At 66.5% G+C, this 17,326-nt stretch carries 16 protein-coding genes; 7 read left to right on the top strand and 9 right to left on the bottom strand.

The window, feature by feature from the left end; genetic code table 11:
- The 3 genes from cobT to cobC are packed head-to-tail and all read left to right on the top strand — an operon-like array spanning nucleotide 1 to nucleotide 2,367.
- Entirely contained in the window at nucleotides 1-1,053 is a 1,053-nt protein-coding gene (gene cobT, locus U4Y90_RS03910) for a nicotinate-nucleotide--dimethylbenzimidazole phosphoribosyltransferase (protein ID WP_321792336.1), read from the top strand.
- Between the two features lies 1 nt (nucleotide 1,054).
- Complete coding sequence (locus U4Y90_RS03905; protein WP_321792335.1) at nucleotides 1,055-1,813, top strand: adenosylcobinamide-GDP ribazoletransferase; 759 nt, start codon at nucleotides 1,055-1,057, stop codon at nucleotides 1,811-1,813.
- Nucleotides 1,798-2,367, top strand: a complete 570-nt coding sequence (gene cobC, locus U4Y90_RS03900; RefSeq protein WP_321792333.1) for an alpha-ribazole phosphatase — start codon at nucleotides 1,798-1,800, stop codon at nucleotides 2,365-2,367. The genes U4Y90_RS03905 and cobC overlap by 16 nt, the downstream gene beginning before the upstream one ends.
- Nucleotides 2,368-2,370: 3 nt before the next feature.
- Here cobC and U4Y90_RS03895 read toward each other — a convergent pair whose 3' ends face one another.
- Genes U4Y90_RS03895 through cobU form a run of 4 tightly spaced genes read right to left on the bottom strand, consistent with a single transcriptional unit; the run spans nucleotide 2,371 to nucleotide 5,755 of the window.
- Nucleotides 2,371-3,264 carry a cobalamin-binding protein gene (locus U4Y90_RS03895; RefSeq protein WP_321792597.1) on the bottom strand — a complete coding sequence of 298 codons (894 nt, stop codon included), beginning with the start codon at nucleotides 3,262-3,264 and terminating at the stop codon, nucleotides 2,371-2,373.
- Nucleotides 3,264-4,268 (bottom strand): threonine-phosphate decarboxylase CobD, encoded by a 1,005-nt coding sequence (cobD, locus tag U4Y90_RS03890; RefSeq protein ID WP_321792331.1) that lies wholly within the window; start codon nucleotides 4,266-4,268, stop codon nucleotides 3,264-3,266. The genes U4Y90_RS03895 and cobD overlap by 1 nt, the downstream gene beginning before the upstream one ends.
- The gene (cbiB, locus tag U4Y90_RS03885) at nucleotides 4,261-5,202 is read right to left on the bottom strand and encodes an adenosylcobinamide-phosphate synthase CbiB (protein ID WP_321792330.1); all 942 of its coding nucleotides are present in this window, start codon (nucleotides 5,200-5,202) and stop codon (nucleotides 4,261-4,263) included. Before cbiB ends, cobD begins: the two co-directional genes overlap by 8 nt.
- Before the next feature lie 4 nt (nucleotides 5,203-5,206).
- Nucleotides 5,207-5,755, bottom strand: coding sequence for a bifunctional adenosylcobinamide kinase/adenosylcobinamide-phosphate guanylyltransferase (cobU, locus tag U4Y90_RS03880; RefSeq protein WP_321792328.1), 549 nt, complete (start codon nucleotides 5,753-5,755; stop codon nucleotides 5,207-5,209).
- Nucleotides 5,756-5,811: 56 nt separating this feature from the next.
- Between cobU and U4Y90_RS03875 the strand changes: the two genes are divergently transcribed.
- A complete protein-coding gene (locus U4Y90_RS03875) occupies nucleotides 5,812-7,296 on the top strand; it encodes a cobyric acid synthase (RefSeq protein WP_321792326.1) in 1,485 nt (494 codons plus the stop codon).
- Here U4Y90_RS03875 and U4Y90_RS03870 read toward each other — a convergent pair.
- Complete coding sequence (locus U4Y90_RS03870) at nucleotides 7,290-7,709, bottom strand: PaaI family thioesterase (RefSeq protein WP_321792324.1); 420 nt, start codon at nucleotides 7,707-7,709, stop codon at nucleotides 7,290-7,292. The two genes, U4Y90_RS03875 and U4Y90_RS03870, sit on opposite strands and share 7 nt — an antisense overlap.
- A 179-nt stretch (nucleotides 7,710-7,888) precedes the next feature.
- Here U4Y90_RS03870 and U4Y90_RS03865 point away from each other — a divergent pair, with 179 nt between their 5' ends.
- Nucleotides 7,889-8,515, top strand: coding sequence for a ParA family protein (locus U4Y90_RS03865; RefSeq protein ID WP_321792322.1), 627 nt, complete (start codon nucleotides 7,889-7,891; stop codon nucleotides 8,513-8,515).
- A gap of 54 nt (nucleotides 8,516-8,569) precedes the next feature.
- Here U4Y90_RS03865 and panD read toward each other — a convergent pair whose 3' ends face one another.
- The 4 genes from panD to U4Y90_RS03845 all read right to left on the bottom strand — a co-directional run bounded on the left by panD (nucleotide 8,570) and on the right by U4Y90_RS03845 (nucleotide 10,983).
- On the bottom strand, nucleotides 8,570-8,956 hold the full coding sequence (panD, locus tag U4Y90_RS03860; RefSeq protein ID WP_321792321.1) for an aspartate 1-decarboxylase: 387 nt from the start codon (nucleotides 8,954-8,956) through the stop codon (nucleotides 8,570-8,572).
- 18 nt (nucleotides 8,957-8,974) lie between these two features.
- Nucleotides 8,975-9,808 (bottom strand): pantoate--beta-alanine ligase, encoded by an 834-nt coding sequence (panC, locus tag U4Y90_RS03855; protein ID WP_321792319.1) that lies wholly within the window; start codon nucleotides 9,806-9,808, stop codon nucleotides 8,975-8,977.
- A gap of 60 nt (nucleotides 9,809-9,868) precedes the next feature.
- Nucleotides 9,869-10,696 carry a ScpA family protein gene (locus U4Y90_RS03850; protein WP_321792595.1) on the bottom strand — a complete coding sequence of 276 codons (828 nt, stop codon included), beginning with the start codon at nucleotides 10,694-10,696 and terminating at the stop codon, nucleotides 9,869-9,871.
- 98 nt (nucleotides 10,697-10,794) lie between these two features.
- Nucleotides 10,795-10,983 (bottom strand): DUF3460 family protein, encoded by a 189-nt coding sequence (locus tag U4Y90_RS03845; protein WP_321792593.1) that lies wholly within the window; start codon nucleotides 10,981-10,983, stop codon nucleotides 10,795-10,797.
- Between the two features lie 342 nt (nucleotides 10,984-11,325).
- On the opposite strand from U4Y90_RS03845, the gene U4Y90_RS03840 reads away from it, so the two are divergent.
- Both U4Y90_RS03840 and U4Y90_RS03835 read left to right on the top strand, forming a co-directional pair.
- Nucleotides 11,326-13,113: an autotransporter assembly complex protein TamA gene (locus U4Y90_RS03840; RefSeq protein WP_415749286.1), complete on the top strand. Its 1,788-nt coding sequence runs from the start codon at nucleotides 11,326-11,328 to the stop codon at nucleotides 13,111-13,113.
- A 34-nt stretch (nucleotides 13,114-13,147) separates the two neighbouring features.
- Entirely contained in the window at nucleotides 13,148-17,290 is a 4,143-nt protein-coding gene (locus U4Y90_RS03835) for a translocation/assembly module TamB domain-containing protein (RefSeq protein ID WP_321792317.1), read from the top strand.
- The last annotated feature ends 36 nt before the right edge of the window (nucleotides 17,291-17,326 follow it).

Below are 17,326 nucleotides of genomic sequence, written 5' to 3'. Positions count from 1 at the left end.
ATGTCCACGCTGAACGACATCCCGATGCCCCGCGCGCTCGACCGCTCGCTGGAAACGGAACTGCGCCGCATTATCGACATGAAGACGAAGCCGCCCGGCAGCCTCGGGCGGCTCGAAGCCATTGCGCTGCAAATGGGCCTGATACAGGGCACGACGAAGCCGCGCATCGAGCGTCCCGCGATGATCGTCTTCGCGGGCGATCACGGCATCGCGAAAGAGGGCGTGAGCTCGTATCCGCAGGAAGTGACCGCGCAGATGGTCGCGAATTTTCTGGCCGGGGGCGCCGCGATCAATGCGTTGTCGCGCTCGGTCGGGATGGCGCTCGAAGTCGTCGATGCTGGCGTCGCAACGCCGATTCCCGTCGATCACGGTTACGAGCGTCTGTCGCTCGGACCCGGCACGCGCGACTTCGCGCACGAAGCCGCGATGTCGCGCGAGACCGCGCTCGAAGGCATCGCGCGGGGCGCGGCGCGCGTGCGGCATCACGCGTCGCTCGGCACGAACGTGATCGGCTTCGGCGAGATGGGCATCGCGAATACATCGGCGGCGGCGTGCCTGATGAGCCGGTTGTGCGATCTGCCGATCGACGAATGCGTCGGGCGCGGCACCGGTCTCGACGACAATGGGCTCGCGCACAAGCGCGACGTGCTCGGCCGCGCGCTGGCGCTGCATCGCAACGAACGCGATGCGATCGATACGCTCGCGACCTTCGGCGGGTTCGAGATCGCGATGATGACGGGCGCCTATCTCGCCGCCGCGTGCGCCGGCATGACGGTGCTCGTCGATGGTTTCATCGCGACATCCGCGCTGCTGGTTGCGTCGAAGATCGCGCCCGCAGTGCTCGACTATTGCGTGTTCGCGCATGCATCGAACGAAACGGGGCATCGCCGGATGCTCGCGCATTTCGATGCCGCGCCGCTGTTGCAACTGGACCTGCGACTCGGCGAAGGCACGGGCGCGGCCCTCGCGTTGCCGATTCTGCGTGCCGCCGTCGCGTTCGTCGATGAAATGGCGAGCTTCGAGTCGGCGGGCGTTTCCGGCAAAGCCGGTTGACATGCGTCCGCTCGACGAACTGCGCTACTTCTTCACCGCGCTCGGCTATTTCACGCGCGTGCCGGTGCCGCGCTGGGTCGGCTTCGAGCGCGGGTATCTGAATGCGGCGGCGCGTTACTTTCCGCTGGTCGGCGCGATGGTCGGCGGCGTCGCGGCGCTGGTGTATCTCGCGGCGTTGCGCGTGTTTCCGGCGGGCGTCGCGGTTCTGCTCTCGATGGCCGCGACGCTCGTGCTCACGGGCGCGTTTCACGAAGACGGACTCGCCGATTGCGTCGATGCGTTCGGCGGCGCGTACACGCGCGAAGACGCGCTGCGCATCATGCACGACTCGCGCGTCGGCGCATTCGGCGCGATTGCGATCACGGTCGCGCTGGCGCTCAAATGGCAGACGCTCGCCGCGCTGCCTCCGTCGCGCGTCGCGTGGACGATGATCGCCGCGCATGCCGTGAGCCGCGCGTTCGCGATCAGCTATCTCGTCACGCTCGACTACGTGCGCGCCGAAGGCAAAGCAAAGCCGGTCGCGCAGCGCATGAGCTTGCCTTCGTTCGCGCTGGCGCTCGTCTTCAGCTTGCCGTGGCTCTTCGTGATCGACCTGAAACTGGCTTGCTTCACGGTCGTCGCGCTCGTCGTGCTGCGATTCATCATCGGACGTTATTTCGTGCGACGCATCGGCGGCTACACCGGCGATTGTCTCGGCTTCGCGCAGCAAGTGTTCGAAATCGCGATTTACCTCATCGGACTCGCATGGATCTCGTACTGATCAGGCATCCGGAAGTCGCGGTCGAGGCGGGCGTTTGCTACGGGCAAACCGATGTGCCTCTGCAGCGCGATGCGCACGATCTCGCCACCGCGTTGGCTGCGCGCATGAAGACGCTGGACGTTCCCGCATGTGCCGACGGATGGCACACGAGTCCGCTCCGGCGATGCGCTTGGCTCGCGCGCGAACTTTGCGGCGACGCGCATATCGACCCGCGTCTCGCCGAGATGCACTTCGGCGCATGGGAAGGACGCGCGTGGGATTCGATCGATCGGGCGCTCATCGACGCATGGGCCGACGATATCGAGCATGCGCGCCCGCACGGCGGCGAGAGCTTCGCGCAGTTCGCGCAACGCGTGCTCGCGTGGTTCGACGAGACGTGCGCCGATCGGCGTGCGGTGCATGTCATCGCGCATGCGGGCGTCGTGCGCGTGCTCGCAGCGCATCTTCTGGGCATCGCGCGCGAGCACGCGTTGCAATGGCCGCTCGATTTCGGTGCGATCGTCTGGTTCAGGCGCGTGCGCGGGCAGTGGCTTCTCGTGCGGTGGAATGCTTGAGCGCTAGCCCTTCGGCCGCCGCTCGCGCGCGATGTCCAGATCGCGGCAAAGCTCCGCCGCGCCCGACGCGAGCCGCGGCGTCGGCCGGTTGATGAGGTCACCGTCGATGCCGAAGAGATTGCCGCGCGCCACCGCCGTCATCGACGGCCAGCGCTGCCATCGTTCGAGCGCGGGCAACGGGCGATCCGGCTTCGTCGCGCCCGGCGTCGACGTGACGATCGCTTCAGGATTCGCCGCCAGCACGGCTTCGGTCGAGATCGTCGGCACGCGCGGCTTCTGCGCCGCGAACACGTTCACGCCGCCGCACAGACCGATCACTTCGTCGAACACGTTGTCGCGATTGAGCGTCATCAGCGGATCGTCCCAGACCTGGTAGAACACGCTCACGCGCGGCCGCTGCGCATAACGCGCGCGCAGTCGCGCGATATCGCGCGTGAACGCCTCCGAGCTCGCGCGCGCCTGCTGTTGCGTGCCGAGCAGCGCGCCCAGCTTGTCGATGCTCGTCGCGATGTCGTCGAGATGCTTCGGCTCGCTGAAGTAGACCGGCACGCCGAGCGCTTCGAGGCGATCCATCTGATGCGCCGCGTTTCCATGCCGCCACACGACGATCAGATCCGGATGCAACGCGACGATGCGCTCCAGATCGAGCGCCTTGTTGTCGCCCACGCGGGGAATCGCCTGCGCCTCCTTCGGATAGTCGCTATACGTCACCGCCCCGACGATGCGCGCGCCGCCGCCCGCCGCGAACAGCAACTCGGTGACGTGCGGCGCGAGACTGACGACACGTTCGGCGGGTTTCGCAAGCGTGACGGGTGCGCCGCTGTCGTCGGCGACGGTGATCGCGTGCGCCTGTGTCATGGCGAAGCCGAGCAGCAAGACGATCGCACGATGCCACATCACGCGCAGATCTCCTGCAACGCAAGCGACAGGCGCGCCCAGTCGCCTTCCGCGCCGGGCAAGCCGATGCGCAGGCTCGGCGTCATGCCGGGCAAATCGAACAGGCGCGTCCAGATGCCGCGCAACGCGAGCGCGTGTTGAAGCTCGGGCGCTCTCGGTGTCGAGGTCCACGCGAAGAGCGGCGTCGCGCGCACGTCGAAGCCGTGTATCGCGATCGATGCGGCGAGGCGCGCGCCATCGCGTTGCAGGCGCTCGCGCGTTTCGCGCTGCCACGCGACGTCGGCGAAAGCGGCGACGACCGCGTGACGCGCCGGGCCGCTCACCGTCCACGCGCCGAGCGTGTCGCGCAGCGCATCGGCCAGCGTCGGCGCGGCCAGCACGAAGCCCGCGCGGATGCCCGCGAGCCCGAAGAACTTGCCGACCGAGCGCAGCACGATGAGCCCGTCGCGCGCGGTTTCGCTCGCCAGCGACGATGCGGGATCGGCGTCGGCGAACGCTTCATCGACGATCAGCGTGCCGCCGCGCGACGCGAGTCGTTCATGCCAGCGCAAGAGCGTGTCGCGCGTGAGGCGCTCGGCCGTCGGGTTGTTCGGATTGGCGACGATGACGTGATCGAACGCGTCAGGCAGGTCGCTTCGGGTGATGTCGAGCGGGGCGATCGCATGGCCCGCGCGCGTGAATGCGGGCGCATATTCGCCATATGTCAGCGGAGCGACCGCCGTCGTGCCGCGACGCAACAGCGCGGGCAACGCGCGTATCGCCGCCTGCGATCCCGCCATCGGCAACGCGAACGGCGCGCCGTAATAACGCGCGGCGCAATCGGCGAGGCCGTCGTCGTCCTCGGGCAGACGCCGCCATGCATCCGGCGGCACCGGCGGCACCGGATAGCCGCGCGGATTGATGCCCGTCGACAGATCGAGCCAGTCATCGAAAGCAATCGCGTAGCGGCGCGCGGCTTCGCGCAGATTGCCGCCGTGTCGGATGGGATGCGTCATGTCAGCCACTTGTCGTCAGGCTCAGAACCGCGAGGAACAATAGCGCCGCGAGCCACATGAGCGTCGCGCGCTCGACGAGCCGCAACGCCGCGACGACGTGCCTCGGATTCGCCGAGTGGCCCGCGCCGAGCGTCGGCCGCGTTTCGAGCACGCCGTGATAAACCGCCGCGCCGCCGATCAGCACGTTCAGGCTGCCCGCGCCCGCGGCCATCACCGGGCCCGCGTTCGGGCTGTCCCACGAGCGCGCCTGCGTGCGCCAGCAGTGCCAGGCCATGTGCGTATCGCCGGCGAGCGCGTAGGCGGCGGCCGTGAGGCGCGCCGGAATGAAATTGAGCACATCGTCGAAGCGCGCGGCCGCCCAGCCGAAACGCAGATAGCGCGGCGTGCGATAGCCCCACATCGCGTCGAGCGTGTTGGCGAGGCGGAACATCAACGCACCGGGCCCGCCCGCGACCGCGAACCAGAAGAGCGCGCCGAAGATCGCATCGTTGCCGTTCTCCAGCGCCGATTCGACCGCCGCGCGCGAGAGCGCGTTTTCATCGGCTTGCGATGTATCGCGCGACACGATGCGCGAAGTCAGCGCGCGCGCGCGATCGATATCGCCGAGGCTCAGTGCCCGCGCGATGGGCGCAATGTGCTGGCGCAGACTTTTTGCGCCGAGCGCGAACCAGAGCAGCAGCACGTGCACGAGACAGGCATAGGCGAACGGCAGCGCGCCGACCAGCAACCACGCGATGCAAACCGGCGGCGCGACCAGCGCCAACCACGCGAGAATGCCCGCCGGCCGCGCGCGAAAGCCGGTGTTCATGCGCGCTTCGAGCTTCGTCGCGAGCGTGCCGAAGCCGACGAGCGGATGACGCGCGCGCGGCTCGCCGACGATGCGGTCGACGATCACGCCGAGCACCGCGAGCAGCGCCATCGCGTAGGCGGAGAGCAGGAGCATCGCGCTAGCCCTTGAGCGCGAGCGGCAGGCCCGCCACCATCAGCGTCGCGTGCGTGCTGGCGGCGGCGACGCGCTGGTTCAGCCGGCCGAGCTCATCGACGTAGAGGCGCGTGACCGAGCCGAGCGGCACGACGCCCAGCCCGATCTCATTGCTCACGACGATGACCTTGCCGCGCGCCTGCGCGAGCGCGGCATCGAATTGCGCGAACGATTCGCGCGCGCGCTCGGGCAGCACGGCGATGTCCTCGCTCGCGGCGTCCGATGTGAAAAGCAGATTGGCGAGCCACAGCGTCAGGCAGTCGATCAGCACGCAATGTCCCTCGCGATCCGCTTCGCGCAATGCGTTCGCGAGATCGAGCGGCGCTTCGACCAGCGCCCAATGCGCGGGCCTGCGTTCGCGGTGCAGCCTCACGCGTTCGGCGAACTCCATGTCGTTGATGCGCGCCGTTGCGATATACGTGACAGGCAGACCGCTCTGCCCGGCGAGGCGTTCGGCGTGCGCGCTCTTGCCGGAGCGCGCGCCGCCGAGGATGAAAGTGAGATCGGGCGTCATCGCGATATTGTACTGACGGGCTAAGATAGCGCGTTGCTCTTCATGGGAATCCCCCGATGCCATTCACGCCACGCGGCACGCTGATGATCCAGGGCACGACGTCCGACGCCGGCAAGAGCACGCTCGTCGCCGGCCTGTGCCGTCTCGCGCGTCGCGGCGGGATGCGAGTCGCGCCGTTCAAGCCGCAGAACATGGCGCTCAACAGCGCGGTGACCGTCGATGGCGGCGAGATCGGGCGCGCGCAGGCGCTGCAGGCGATCGCGGCGGGCGTCGATGCGCGCATCGACTTCAATCCGGTCCTGCTCAAGCCGACGAGCGATCGCGGCGCGCAGGTCATCATCCACGGTCACGCGCACGCCAACCTCGATGCGCGCGCGTATCACGCCTACAAGCGCGTCGCGTTCGATGCCGTGCTCGCGTCTTACGGGCGTCTGCAACAGGAATTCGACGCGGTGATCGTCGAAGGCGCGGGCAGTCCGGCCGAAATCAATCTGCGCGACGGCGACATCGCCAACATGGGCTTCGCCGAACGCGTCGACTGCCCGGTCGTGCTCGTCGCCGATATCGATCGCGGCGGCGTGTTCGCGCATCTCGTCGGCACGCTCGCGTGTCTGTCGGAGAGCGAGCGGGCGCGCATTCGCGGGTTCGTCATCAACCGGTTTCGCGGGGATATCGGCTTGCTGAAGCCGGGGCTCGACTGGCTGGAGGCGCAAACGGGCAAGCCGGTGTTCGGCGTGCTGCCGTATCTGCACGGCCTGACGCTCGACGCCGAAGACATGCTGCCGAGCCAGCCGCACGCGCGCGCCGCATCCGATGCGGCGGCCGCGCTGAAGGTGATCGTGCCCGCGCTGCCGCGCATCAGCAATCACACGGATTTCGACGCGCTGCGCGCGCATGCCCAGGTCGATTTCAGCTACGTGCGCGCGGGTGTCGCGCCGCCGCCCGCCGATCTGATCGTGCTGCCCGGTTCCAAGAGCGTGCAGCGCGATCTCGCGTGGCTGCGCGAGAACGGCTGGGATCGGGCGATCGAGCGGCATCTGCGATACGGCGGCAAAGTGCTCGGCATTTGCGGCGGCATGCAAATGCTCGGGCGCGAAATCGACGATCCGGAGGGCGTCGAAGGCGCGGCGGGATGCGTGAACGGGCTCGGGCTGCTCGACCTTCGCACCGTGCTCACGCCACGCAAGCAACTGGAGAACGTCGCCGGCCGGTTGACGATCGGCGATGCGCGAGCGCCCGTGCGCGGCTATGAAATCCACATGGGCCGCACGCACGGCCCGGCGCTGGCGCGGCCGCTCGTCGCGCTGGATGGCGGACGTTTCGACGGTGCGGTGTCGGAGGACGGCCAGATCGCCGCGACCTATCTGCACAGCGTGTTCGACACGCCGCAGGCGTGCGCGGCGCTGCTCGCGTGGGCGGGCGTGAAGGACGCCGAGCCGCTCGACTACCCGGCGCTGCGCGAGGCATCGCTCGATCGTCTCGCCGATTCGTTCGCGCAGTCGCTCGATATCGACGCGCTGCAGGCCGCCTTCGCTCAATAAAGAATCATCTGCGTGCAACGGAACAGGGCGATGAGCTTGCCGTCGCCGTTCGTCACCGTCGCGTCCCACACCTGAGTGCTGCGTCCGAGATGCACGGCCGTGGCCTTCGCGACGATCTTCCCCTCGCGCGCCGTCGAAACGTGATTGCTCTTCAGTTCGAGCGTCGTGAAGTTCTGCGCTTTTTCTGGCAGATGCGCGATGCACGCGTAGCCGCAACATGTATCCGCGAGGCCGACGACGGTCGCCGCGTGCAGAAAGCCGTTCGGCGCGAGCAACTCCGGCCGGATCGCGAGTTCGCCGCTCAACTGGCCCTGATCGAGCGAGATCAGTTGCACGCCGAGCAGGTCGGGCAGGCGGCCTTTCTGGCGATTGCGCAGGAAATCGAGCGTGACATCGGAGCGGAGTGTGGTCATGGGCGTTCAACCGGATAAATTGATGGAAAGCCGCACGGCCGTTCGGCATGGATGCCGGCCGCGCGCGTTTTGCCGATAATATCAACGCTCGAAATCATGCACCTGTTCTCGTAACGACGAAAACCGCGCGCTGAACGCCGGCAGGCCGGTCGCGCGCCCAACAAAATCCAGGACACTTCATGACCGTGATCGTGGTGGCAAATCCGAAGGGCGGCGTCGGCAAAAGCACGCTCGCAACCAATCTGGCCGGGTATTTCGCGGCGCAAGGCGAATGGGTCGCGCTCGCCGATCTGGACAAGCAGCGCTCGTCGCATGCGTGGCTCTCGCTGCGCGCCGACACGCTGCCGACGATCGAGGAATGGGCCATCGACGTCGATTCCCCCGCGAAACCGCCCAAAGGTCTGGAGAAAGCCGTCGTCGATACGCCCGCCGGGGTCCACGGCAATCGCCTCGCGCTCGCGCTGGAACTGGCCGACAAGGTCATCGTGCCGCTGCAGCCGTCCATGTTCGACATCCTCGCGACGCAGGACTTCCTTGCCAGACTGGCGAAGGAAAAGGCGGTGAGAAAAGGGTCGATCGAGGTCGGCGTGGTCGGCATGCGCGTCGATGCGCGCACGCGCTCGGCCGATCAACTGCATCGGTTCGTCGAGGGCCTGAGTCTTCCGGTGCTCGGGTTTTTGCGCGACACGCAGAACTACGTGCAACTCGCCGCGCACGGCCTCACGATCTGGGACGTGGCGCAGAGCCGCGTCGAGAAGGATCTGGAGCAGTGGCAGCCGATCGTCGAATGGGTGTCGAAGAAATAAAAAAAGCCGGCGTCCTTTGGGGAAGCGCCGGCTGCTTCGCGCATGCGCGCGCAATCAGGTCCAGTTTTGCGTCGGAACGTGATCGCGGCTGCCCTTGATGCGGTTGTCGTCGTCGACGAACACGAGATTCGGTTTCCAGCCCGCCTTGATCTCTTCCTCGTCGACCTGCGCGAACGCCGCGATGATCACGAGATCGCCCAGTTGCGCGCGGCGCGCGGCCGAGCCGTTCAGCGAGATCATCCCGCTGCCGCGCTCGCCCTTGATCGCGTACGTCGTCAGACGCTCGCCGTTGTTCACATTCCAGATGTCGATCTGCTCGTTTTCCATCAGGTTTGCGGCTTCGAGCAGGTCTTCGTCGATGGCGCACGAGCCTTCGTAGTGCAATTCGCAGTGCGTGACGGTCGCCCGGTGAATCTTCGATTTCAACATGATGCGCTGCATGGCTTTCCTCGATTCCCTTCAGATTTCCAGATTGTCGATGAGACGCGTCGCGCCGAGCCTGGCCGCCGCGAGCACGACGAGCGGCGTGTCCGTCTCGTCGGCGCCCGGCGCGATCAGGTTCGAGCGCTTGCGCACGCTGATGTAGTCGGGCTTCCAGCCGCGCTCGGCGAGCGCGTTCATCGCGTCGCGTTCGAGCGCGGCGATATCGCGGTTGCCCGACAGCACGGCTTCCCGCACGCGTTGCAACGCAGCCGCGAGCTGCGGCGCTTCGGCGCGCTCGTCGGCCGACAGGAACCGGTTGCGCGACGACAGCGCAAGACCGTCCTCGTCGCGCACGGTTTCCGCCGCGACGATTTCGGTGGGCAGCGCGAACTGATGGCACATCGCGCGCACGATCATCAACTGCTGATAGTCCTTCTTGCCGAACACCGCGACGCGTGGCTGCACGCACGACATCAGCTTCATGACGACGGTGCACACGCCCGTAAAGAAGCCGGGGCGGAATTCGCCTTCGAGAATGTCGCCGAGATTGTGCGGCGGATGCACGCGATACTCCTGCGGCTCCGGATACATGTCCCGCTCGGTCGGCGCGAAGAGCACGTAGACGTTCTCTTTCTGCAGCTTGTCGATGTCGTCCTGGAGGGTGCGCGGATATTTGTCGAAGTCTTCGTTCGGGCCGAACTGCAGACGATTCACGAAGATGCTCGCGACCACCGGATCGCCGTGCTGGCGCGCGAGGCGCATCAGCGAGAGATGGCCTTCGTGGAGATTGCCCATCGTCGGGACGAAGGCAGTGCGGTTCTGGCCACGCAACTGGTCGCGCAGTTCATGGATGGAGCTGATGACTTTCATCGAGCGGGTGTCTCCTGTCGTGCGGCCAGACTAACCGCCACGAGGAAAGGATAAGAAGAATCAGGCAGGTGAATAGGCGAGCCGCACGTAGATCGGCGCGAAGGGCTCGGGCTGCGTAATCTCGATCAGCGATTCGCGTGACAGCTCCAGCATCGCGATGAAGTTCACGACGACCACCGGCACGCCGCGCGAGGTGTCGAACAATTCCGTGAACTCCATGAAGCGCGCGTTCTGCAGGCGCCGCAGGATCACGCTCATGTGCTCGCGCACCGAAAGCTCCTCGCGCGAGATCTTGTGATGCTGCACGAGCTTCGCGCGCTTGATGACGTCGGCCCATGCGGCGCGCAGGTCGTTCATGTCGACGTCGGGGAAGCGCTGCTCGGCGGCCTGCTCGATATAGATGTCCGCGCGCAGGAAATCGCGCCCGAGCTGCGGCAACTGGTCGATCTTCTGCGCGGCGAGCTTCATCTGCTCGTATTCGAGGAGGCGCCGCACGAGTTCCGCGCGCGGATCCTCGGCGTCCTCGCCGGTGTCCGCTTTCTTGACCGGCAGCAGCATGCGCGACTTGATCTCGATCAGCATCGCCGCCATCAGCAGATATTCCGACGCCAGCTCCAGATTCGATTCGCGGATCTGGTCGACGTAGCCGAGGTATTGCGCGGTGACATCCGCCATCGGGATGTCGAGCACGTTGAAGTTCTGCTTGCGGATGAGGTAGAGCAGCAGGTCGAGCGGGCCTTCGAACGCTTCGAGGAAGATTTCGAGCGCGTCGGGCGGGATGTACAGGTCGGTGGGCAGCTTCCAGAGCGGCTCGCCGTACAGATGCGCGATCGCGACGCCGTCGATGGTGTCGGGCGTCGAATCCGTCGCGGGCGTGGCGAGCGCCACCGCGCGGTCTTCCCGCGCCTCGTCGCGTTTCGACTCGGCCGGCGAATGCGCGGACGATTGCGCCGACGATTGAGGCGCGCGGTCGGCTGCGCTCACGTTCAGAAGTTCTGGTAGTAGACGTACGGCGTCTGGTTCACGCGCGATTTTTGTTGCTGGCTGCGCTCGTCGAGGTCGATCGGCTGCTTGTCCCACAGAAGCGCGCGGCCGCGGCGCTGTTCTTCTTCCAGCGACGGTTTTTGCTCTTTCAACTGATTGATGAACTGGGTGATATCCGACTGATACATGATCCGGCTTCCGTTGGGGTCGAGGCGTGCGCCTTTTATGACAATGTCGGCGAACGCGGCAGTCCGCATTTCGCCTATGATTTTGCCTTTGCGCGCAATTTTACCGCAAGCGTGCGACGGCAACGCATATCGCCGCGCCGCTCGTCCACGCCCGGAAGCCGCACGCGCGTGCAGGTTTCGCGGAACCCCGCCGGCGCGGGGCCGTCCAAAGGCGCATTCCGGCGCGAGGCCGGCCGCTTTTGCGGCGTGCGCGCATGCCGATATGGTGAAATAGCGCCTGCGCCCGATTGCGTCGGCCGCACCTTACCTTTCAATCCCACTCATTCCCGATGCCGGAGGTCACGTTTGGCGGGGCGTTCGTTTGATCCGCTGCGCGCGTTGCGCGTGAAGCCGCCAGGCGCGGGCCGCTTGTCGGCCCTGATCGTCGCGTTCATCGCGTTCGGGCTCGCCGCGCCTGCTTTCGCCAAATACGATGTCGATATCGATGCGCCGCGCGGCGTGAAATCGCTGCTCAAGGACAATCTCGACATCGCGCGTTTCGCCAAGCGGGACGACGTGAGCGACGACCAGTTCCAGTTCCTCGTCACCGCAACGCCGAAGGACGTGCGCGACCTCGTGGCGACGCAGGGCTATTTCACGCCGGTCGTGCGCACGGACTTCAGAACCGTCGACGACAAACGCAGCGTCAAGGTGAGCGTCGATCCCGGCCCGCGGACCACGGTCGCCTCGGTGCAACTGCATTTCACGGGCGCGGTGACGACCGAAGACCGCGCGCAGGAAAACGCGGCGCGTTTCGCGTTTTCGGTCAGCGAAGGCGATCCTTTCACGCAAAGCGGCTGGGACGACGCGAAGAACGCCGCGCTCAGGGCGCTGCAATCGAAGCGCTATCTCGGCGCGAAGATCGTGCGCTCGCAGGCGCGCATCAATCCGCGCGCGCATCTGGCCGATCTCTCCGTGACCTTCGACAGCGGGCCGACCTTCACGCTCGGCAAGCTCGATGTGAGCGGCCCGAAGCGCTATCCCGCGTGGATCGTCGATCACGTGAATCCGATCCGCGAAGGGGAGGTATACGACGTCGCGCGCGTGAACGAGTTGCAGCGCCAGATCCAGAACACGCCGTACTACGCGAGCGTGGCCATCGACGTGGGCAACGACGTCAACGAGCCGGTGGATACGCCGCTGCATGTGAAGGTGAGCGAGTATCCGTACAACAGCATCCGCTACGGCGTGGGTTATGCGACGGACACGGGCTTCCACATTCAGGGCGCCTACAGTTATCTGAATACGTTCGGCGCGGCCTATCCGTTTACGATCTCCGGGCGGCTCGACCAGACGCAGCAGTACGGCCGCGTGCAGCTCGCGATGCCGCCCGATTCGCACGGCTGGGTCAACGCCGTGTTCGGCTCGTACACGATCACCGATGTGTCGAGCACGAAGATCTACAGCGCGCGCGTCGGCGTGCAGCGTTCGCGCTCGCGCCAGAATATCGACACGTCATATTCGCTGACGTTCTACGACGACCGCCTGACGCAGAACGAGCCGAACCCGTCGACGGCGCGCGCGCTCGTGCCCGCGTGGAGCTGGGTGCGCCGCGATGTCGACGATCCGCTGTTCCCGCGCCGCGGCAACATCATTCGCGCGGAGGCGGGTTTCGCCGTCAAGAACGTGATGGCCGACCAGACTTTCGCGCGCCTGTACACCAACGCGCTGCAATATGTGCCGCTCGGCAAGAACGATTTGCTGGTGTTCCGCGCGGAGTTCGGCGGCGTGTTCACGAGCGGGCCGTCGAGCGGTGTGCCGGCATCGCTGCTGTTCCGCGCGGGCGGCGCGAACTCGGTGCGCGGTTACAGCTATCTGAGTATTGGCAATAACGTGGCGGGCTCCATCCTCCCGACCAAATACATGGTGACCGGCAGCAGCGAATATCAGCACTGGTTCACACACGACTGGGGCGGCGCGGTGTTCTTCGACATCGGCACCGCGACCGATACCTGGAGCGAGCGCGTGTTCGAGCCCGGCGTGGGCGTCGGCGTGCGCTGGCGCAGCCCGGTCGGCCCGGTCAACGTCGACCTGGCGTATGGATTGAAAAACAAGAGCGTCAAGCCGTATCTGACGCTCGGCATTGCGTTCTGATGCGCGTGAGAACGATGAAGGACACTGAACCGGCATGACGGACCCGACCAGGCAAGCGGACGCCGAAGCACCTCCGCCCGGAAACATCGGCGGCGGCGACGGCGGCGCGAAAGAGACGCCGCCGCGCAAGCGCGGCTGGCGCCGTCTCGCGCGCTGGCTTGGCGCGCTCGTGCTCGTCGTCGTGCTGATCGTCGGGCTCGCGGTCGGCGGCGTGCTCTATGTGCTGACCTCCGAACGCGGCACGCGCTACGCGTGGGACGCGGCGACTTCGCTACTCAAGGGGCAACTGAGCGGCAAGCTCGATGGCGGCTCGATCGCGACCGGCCTGCAATTGCGCGACGTGCACTGGAAAGACGGCAAGGGCACGGACATCGCCGTCGACAGCGTCTCGGGCCGCTGGGCGCTCACGCGCGAGCCGCTGCGCTTCACGATCGACTATCTGCATATCGGAACGGTCGATGCGCGCATCGCGCCGTCGACCGAGCCGAGCAAGAAAACGGAACTGCCGAAGGATCTGCGCATTCCGATTCAACTGGCGATCAACGATCTGTCCGTCGAGAAGCTGCGCCTGCATCAGGGCACGACGACGACCGAATTCTCGCGCCTGCTGTTCAATGGCCACAGCGACGGCCAGCATCACGACGCGACGGTCCAGCGTCTCGACACGCCGTTCGGCGCGGTGACGGCGTCGCTGAAGCTCGATGGCGGCGCGCGCCCGTTCCCGCTTTCGGGCGACGCGGGCTATGCCGGCAAGGTCAACAACGAAACGGTGAACGTGAGCGCGCGGCTTTCCGGCTCGCTCGAAGACCTCGTCGCGGACGTCGACGCGAGCGGCATGAAGCTGAACGGCAAGGCGCACGTCGAAGCGCTGCCGTTCGCCGACGTGCCGCTCAAATCCGCGCTGGTCACGTTCGATCACGTGAATCCGCAGGCATTCAGCCCGGGCGCGCCCGAAGCCGATCTCGCGGTGCGTGCCGAGGTGAAGCCCGTCGAAGGCGCGGACCCGAAGGCGTTCATCGTCGCCGGGCCGGTGTCGATCGTGAACGCGAAGCCCGGTTCCATCGACAAGAAACTGCTGCCGCTCATCGACGCGCACGCCAACGTGCGGCTCGACGCGTCCGCGCAAAGCATCACCGATCTCGACGTGCGGCTGCTGAAGAACGCGACCGTGACGGGCGGCGGCGCGCTCGCGGGCGGGAAGGGCAAGTTCGACCTGAAGGTGGCGAAGCTCGATCTGAACGCGATCGAGCCGACCTTGCGCCCGACGGATTTCGCCGGGCCGATCGGCATCGTGCTGGATGGCGACACCCAGAGCATCGCCGCCGACCTGAACGATCCGAAAGCCGCGATCCGCGCGCAAGCGAAGGTGAAGCTCGATCCGAAGCAGACCACGCTCGACGACGTGAAGCTCACGGTCGGCAAGGGTCGCGTCGAAGCGAACGGCGTGCTGAAGAAGGACGCCAATTCGAGCTACGACCTGAAGGCGAAAATCGTCGACTTCAATCCGCTGCTGCTGCAACAGCAGTTGATCGCGCAGAAGCCCGCGCCGGCGAAGAAAGGCGCGAAGCCGGCGAGCAAGCCCGCCGCGCCGCCGCGCGTCGTGGAAGCGCGCGTGAACGGCACGCTGGCCGCATCGGGCCAGCTCGCGCCGACGCTCACGACCAAGGCGACGTTCAAGCTCACCGACAGCATGTACGACAATCTGCCGCTGACGGGCGAGGGCACCGTGCAGGTCGCGGGCACGCGTCTTCTACCGAGCAAGGCGGCACTGTCGGTGGCGGGCAACAACGTCGACCTGAACGGCAGCTTCGGCGCGCCCGGCGACCGGCTGCGCTTCAAGGTCGATGCGCCCGCGCTCGAGCGGCTCGGCTTCGGCATCACGGGCACGGTGAAGGCGGACGGCGACCTGACCGGCTCGATCGCGCATCCGAACATCGCGGCGAACTATCAGGCCGATGGCGTCGCGTTCGGCGCGAATCGCCTCGGCCATGCAGAAGGCCGCGCCGATATCCGCGACGGCGCGAACGGCGCGCTCGTCTTCACGCTGAAGGCGCGCGACGCGAGCACGGAAGGCATCGACATCGCGAATCTCGACGCGAACCTGAACGGCACGCGCACGCATCACACGCTCGATTTGAGCGCGACCGGCAAGGTGCGCGGCCAGCCGGTGAATCTCGCGCTCGGCGCGAACGGCAAGTTCACCGATGCACCCGACGGCCCGCATTGGGACGGCGCGATCACGAAGCTGTCGAACAAGGGCACGCCGTCGCTGAATCTCGAAGCGCCGCTCTCGGTGAGCTACGGTCCGAAGCGCCTCGTGCTCGGCGCAACGAGGCTGGTCGCCGAAGGCGCGGTGCTCAACCTGAAGTCGTTCGCGATGGAGAACGGCCGCGTGCAGTCGGCGGGCACGCTCACGAACCTGTCGGTGCCGCATCTGCTCGACGTGCGCCAGGAACTGACAGGCGCGGAGCCGCCGATCCGCACCGACCTCGTCTTCGACGGCGACTGGAACTTCTCGCTCGGCGCGAGCGCGACGGGCTACGCGCAGCTCAGGCGCCGCGGCGGCGACGTGACGATCGACGGCACGCGCGGCCTGTCCGCGCTCGGCATCACGGATATCGCCGCGCGCGCGGACTTCACCAACGGCAACCGGCTGAACGCGTCGCTGCATGCGCAGGCGAGCCGTATCGGCGTGATCGATGCCAACGTGCATACGCCGCTCGTCAATCGCGACGGCATGCTCACCATCGATGACAATGCCCCGCTCACCGGGGGCATTGACGCGAATATTCCGGAACTGCGCACGACGGGCGGCCTGCTCGGCGCGAACTATCTGCTCGGCGGCAAGATCGCGCTCAAGCTCGTGATCGCGGGCATCGTCGCGAAGCCGAATCTGTCGGGTTCGCTGACCGGTGACAACATTTCCGCGACGGTCGTCGACCAGGGCGTGCGACTGAAGGACGGCATCATCCGCATCGCGCTGTCGGAGAATCTGGTCGATTTTCAGCGTGTCGAGTTTCACGGCGCGAGCGGCACGCTGCGCGCGACCGGCAAGGTGCGGCTCGATCAGCAGCAGCCCGATCTGACCGCGAGCATCATCGCGGACAAGCTGGAGTTGTTCGCGTCGCCGGATCGCGAGCTGATGCTGTCCGGCAGCGCGACGATCGCGAACGCGGGACTGCAGGGCGGCATGGCGATCGATGGCAAGTTCACCGTCGATCACGCGCTCATCGATTTGCCGGAATCCTCCGCACCCTCGCTCGGCGACGATGTCGTGATCGAACGCCCCGACGGCACGATCAAAGGCGACAACCAGCAACTGACCGCCGCCACGGGCAAGCCGGTGGGGCCGTTCACGCCGCGCGCGAACATCGAGATCAATCTGGGACAGAAATTCCGTTTCAAGGGCGCGGGCGCGGATCTCGGCCTCGCGGGCACGATCACGGCGACGAGCGCGCCGAACATGCCGCTGCGCGCGGTCGGCAACGTGCGCGTGACGACGCCGGGATCGTCGTACACCGCGTTCGGGCGCAAGCTGAACATCGAGAACGGCTACTTCACGTTCAATGGGCCCGTGGCGAATCCGGGGCTCAATATTCTGGCGATGCGGCGCAATCAGGAAGTCGAGGCCGGCGTGCAGGTGACGGGCACCGTGCAGGCGCCGGTCGCGAGGCTGATCTCCGAGCCGAGCGTGCCCGACAACGAAAAGCTCTCGTGGCTGCTGTTCGGCCACGGCACGGATCAGGGCAATAACGTCGGGCAGCAAAGCGCGATGACGAGCGCGCTTGCGCTGCTCGGCAGCAAGGGCGGCGCGAAGATCGCGCAAACGGTCGGGCTGGACGAGTTCACCGTCGGATCGAGCGAGGTCGGACTGACCGATCCGCAAGTCGTGTTGCTGTCGAAGGCGATCAACGAGCGGCTCGTGATCGGCTACGAGCAAGGCCTGCAATCGGCGAGCAACGCGGTCAAGGCGACGCTGAACCTGTCCCGCTTCTGGGCCGTCACCGTGTATGGCGGGACGTATCAGGGCGTCGATCTGTCTTACACGCGCCGGTTCAATTCGTGGGCGCGGCTGTGGTCGTCATCCGCGTCGGCTTCGCGGGCGTCGGCTGCCGATTCGGCATCGGCGCCGGCAGGCGCTTCGGCGGTGGAGTCATCGTCGCCGGACGCGGACTGACATCACGCGCTCACCAGCAAGAAGGGCACGCGTTTC

The organism is Caballeronia sp. J97 (assembly GCF_905220305.1).
Taxonomy (GTDB): domain Bacteria; phylum Pseudomonadota; class Gammaproteobacteria; order Burkholderiales; family Burkholderiaceae; genus Caballeronia.
Note: the sequence above shows the minus strand (reverse complement) of the source record. Positions and strands in the feature narration are given on the sequence as shown.

Bases quoted from the DNA above. Each gene is read 5' to 3' on its own strand.
- cobT (WP_321792336.1), top strand. From the start codon at position 1: ATGTCCACGCTGAACGACATCCCGATGCCCCGCGCGCTCGACCGCTCG.
- U4Y90_RS03905 (WP_321792335.1), top strand. From the start codon at position 1,055: ATGCGTCCGCTCGACGAACTGCGCTACTTCTTCACCGCGCTCGGCTAT.
- cobC (WP_321792333.1), top strand. From the start codon at position 1,798: ATGGATCTCGTACTGATCAGGCATCCGGAAGTCGCGGTCGAGGCGGGC.
- U4Y90_RS03895 (WP_321792597.1), bottom strand. From the start codon at position 3,264: ATGTGGCATCGTGCGATCGTCTTGCTGCTCGGCTTCGCCATGACACAG.
- cbiB (WP_321792330.1), bottom strand. From the start codon at position 5,202: ATGCTCCTGCTCTCCGCCTACGCGATGGCGCTGCTCGCGGTGCTCGGC.
- cobU (WP_321792328.1), bottom strand. From the start codon at position 5,755: ATGACGCCCGATCTCACTTTCATCCTCGGCGGCGCGCGCTCCGGCAAG.
- U4Y90_RS03875 (WP_321792326.1), top strand. From the start codon at position 5,812: ATGCCATTCACGCCACGCGGCACGCTGATGATCCAGGGCACGACGTCC.
- U4Y90_RS03870 (WP_321792324.1), bottom strand. From the start codon at position 7,709: ATGACCACACTCCGCTCCGATGTCACGCTCGATTTCCTGCGCAATCGC.
- U4Y90_RS03865 (WP_321792322.1), top strand. From the start codon at position 7,889: ATGACCGTGATCGTGGTGGCAAATCCGAAGGGCGGCGTCGGCAAAAGC.
- panD (WP_321792321.1), bottom strand. From the start codon at position 8,956: ATGCAGCGCATCATGTTGAAATCGAAGATTCACCGGGCGACCGTCACG.
- panC (WP_321792319.1), bottom strand. From the start codon at position 9,808: ATGAAAGTCATCAGCTCCATCCATGAACTGCGCGACCAGTTGCGTGGC.
- U4Y90_RS03835 (WP_321792317.1), top strand. From the start codon at position 13,148: ATGACGGACCCGACCAGGCAAGCGGACGCCGAAGCACCTCCGCCCGGA.